A 2,232-nucleotide genomic window follows, 5' to 3' on the forward strand; every position below is an offset into this window, starting at 1 on the left:
GGTCGGCGAGCAACGCCTGCGCGATGCCGACCCGCTGCCGCATCCCACCCGAGAAGCCCCGCAGCCGGCGGTCGGCGTACCCGGTCAGCGCCACCATCTCCAGCAGCTCCCCGACGCGCCGGCGCCGGGCGGTCCGGTCGTCCATGCCCTTGAGCAGCGCCACGTAGTCCAGGAACTGGCGGGCCGTCAGGTCGGGGTAGACGCCCAGATCCTGCGGCAGATAGCCCAGCTCGCGTTGCACGGCGGTCCGGCCGGCGCCCGTACCCATGTCATGCCCGCCCACCGCGACGTGACCCGACGAAGGCCGCGCGATCCCGGCGAGAATGCGCATCAACGTGGTCTTGCCGGCGCCGTTGGCGCCGAGCAGGCCGAACATGCCGGTCGGCACGGTCAGGTCCAGGCCGTCCAGGGCGGCCACCCCGCCGCGGTACGTCTTCGTCAGGCCGGCGATCTCGATCCTCATGGGGTTCCTCTCGTGTCAGCGGGCTCGGCGGGCGCGCAGCGCGTGACCGCCGGCGAGAGCGGCGGCCGCGAGCACCAGCAGGATGGCGATGGACAGCCACGCGGTCGCCGCCGTCGGCTCCGGCCGCAGGAAGTTGAGCGCCGCTCCCGGCATCGGCCCGGCCAAGGTGTCCTCGCCGTCGATGCCGCGGAAGTCCAGCAGCGCGGCGAGCGGATAGCCGCCGAGCGGGTGGATGAGGGTACGGGACAACGTCGGCATCAGATCCGGCGTGACCACGTTGCCCCACATCCAGTAGCCGACGAACAGCACCCGGAACAGCGGCGCCGGCACCACGAGCGGCACCGCCAGCGCCACGGCGGCCACGAACAGCAGGCCCGGCAGGATCACGACGCCGCAGGCGACCAACGCCCACCCGAGCGCTTCCGGTGCGCCGGTGTTCACTGCATACGCGACGGTGAAACCGAGGTACGCGACCGCGATCGGGATCGCCGTCGCGGCGCCCGTGCCCAGATACTTGCCGAGCAGACGGGCCACCGGCCGGGCCGGCGTGGCGTCCAGGACCGGCGCCACCCGCAGCCGGTCGTCGCGGATCAGGCGGTCGGCGAGCAGACAGCCGAACCCGATCGAGAGCAGCGCGTGCAACTGCACCGCCAGCCCGACGACGGCGGTCCGCGCATCGGGCGGCCGCTCGGCCGGGTCGAACAGGTCCCGCAGCAGGCTGCCGCCGATCAGCACGAACAGCACCAGGGTCAGCGCGGGCACGATCCACACCGACCGTTTGTGGATCTGCATGCGGAACTCGTACCGCAGGCTCGCGCCGAACGCGTGCATCATTCGTCCTCCTCCTTGACGAGGCGTTCCGAGCGGCCCAGCAGGACCAGCGCGAGCACGGTCAGGACGGCCGCGGCGCCGAGCAACGTGAGCCGGTTCGCGGCCCAGTCGCCCGGCACCGTGCCGCGCGTCGTCGCGAACAGGTAGAGCAGCCGGCCCGGCAGGTGCTCCTGCGCCGAGCCGGCGAAGAACTGCTGGATCGCCCACAGCGTGGTGACCAGCGCACCGGCCGCCGCCGGGCTGCGGAAGACGGCGCCCGCGGCGAACCCCAGCCCGCTGAGGCCCAGCGTCGGTGCCAGCCAGGTGAGCTGGCCTGCCAGCGGCCCGTGGTTGGCCGGCCAGCGGGCCCACCAGCCGGTGACGATCAGCACGGCCGCCGTCAGCGCGGCGACCGCCGCGGTCCAGGCAAGGGTCACGGCCATCCGCCGCAGCAGGGTGACGCGGTACGAGGTGGGCGCGGTGAGCTGCAGCTCGATGGCCGGATCGCGGCCGACCAGCGAGGCGCAGGCCACTCCCGCGGCGAGCGGGACCGCCATCTCCAGGGCGCCGAGCAGGATGCGGGCCGTCGTCGCGTCGCCCGGAACAGGGTTCGCCAGCGCGGCCGCGACACCCACGGCGACGGCGATCGGCGGGCCGAGCAGCGCCGCCCAGCCCGCCCGGAGCATCTCGTACCGCCAGAGGGTCAGTGGTCTCACATCGGATGAGTAGCGCGCCACCCGTTGCGTGGTTCACCGCGCCCGGCCATCAGCACGGCGACGACCGCGAGGGCCGCGCTCGCCACCAGGACCGGCGCGTTCGTCGACCAGAGCTCCACAATGAACCGGGCCGGCCATCCGTCGCGGACCAGCACACCGCCCACCAGCACCCGCACCGCCCACAGCCCGACGGCCGCGCCGAGTGCGACGTCGGGCCCGAACCAGACGGCGATCAGCAGGCTC

General features: G+C 73.7%; 4 protein-coding genes. All 4 read right to left on the reverse strand.

Annotated features, from left to right (window positions below; all coding sequences use genetic code 11):
- The coding region (locus AB0M20_RS39355) for an ATP-binding cassette domain-containing protein (protein ID WP_364306134.1) at positions 1-463 on the reverse strand (463 nt) is incomplete at its 3' end.
- Positions 464-478: 15 nt separating this feature from the next.
- On the reverse strand, positions 479-1,297 hold the full coding sequence (locus tag AB0M20_RS39360) for a hypothetical protein (protein WP_364306136.1): 819 nt from the start codon (positions 1,295-1,297) through the stop codon (positions 479-481).
- Positions 1,294-1,989: a hypothetical protein gene (locus AB0M20_RS39365; RefSeq protein ID WP_364306137.1), complete on the reverse strand. Its 696-nt coding sequence runs from the start codon at positions 1,987-1,989 to the stop codon at positions 1,294-1,296. The genes AB0M20_RS39360 and AB0M20_RS39365 overlap by 4 nt, the downstream gene beginning before the upstream one ends.
- A partial coding sequence (locus AB0M20_RS39370) for a hypothetical protein (protein WP_364306139.1) occupies positions 1,986-2,232 on the reverse strand: 247 nt, incomplete at its 5' end. The genes AB0M20_RS39365 and AB0M20_RS39370, both read right to left, overlap by 4 nt.

The sequence above is a fragment of the Actinoplanes sp. NPDC051633 genome (assembly GCF_040681735.1).
In the GTDB taxonomy this organism is placed as follows: Bacteria; Actinomycetota; Actinomycetes; order Mycobacteriales; family Micromonosporaceae; genus Actinoplanes.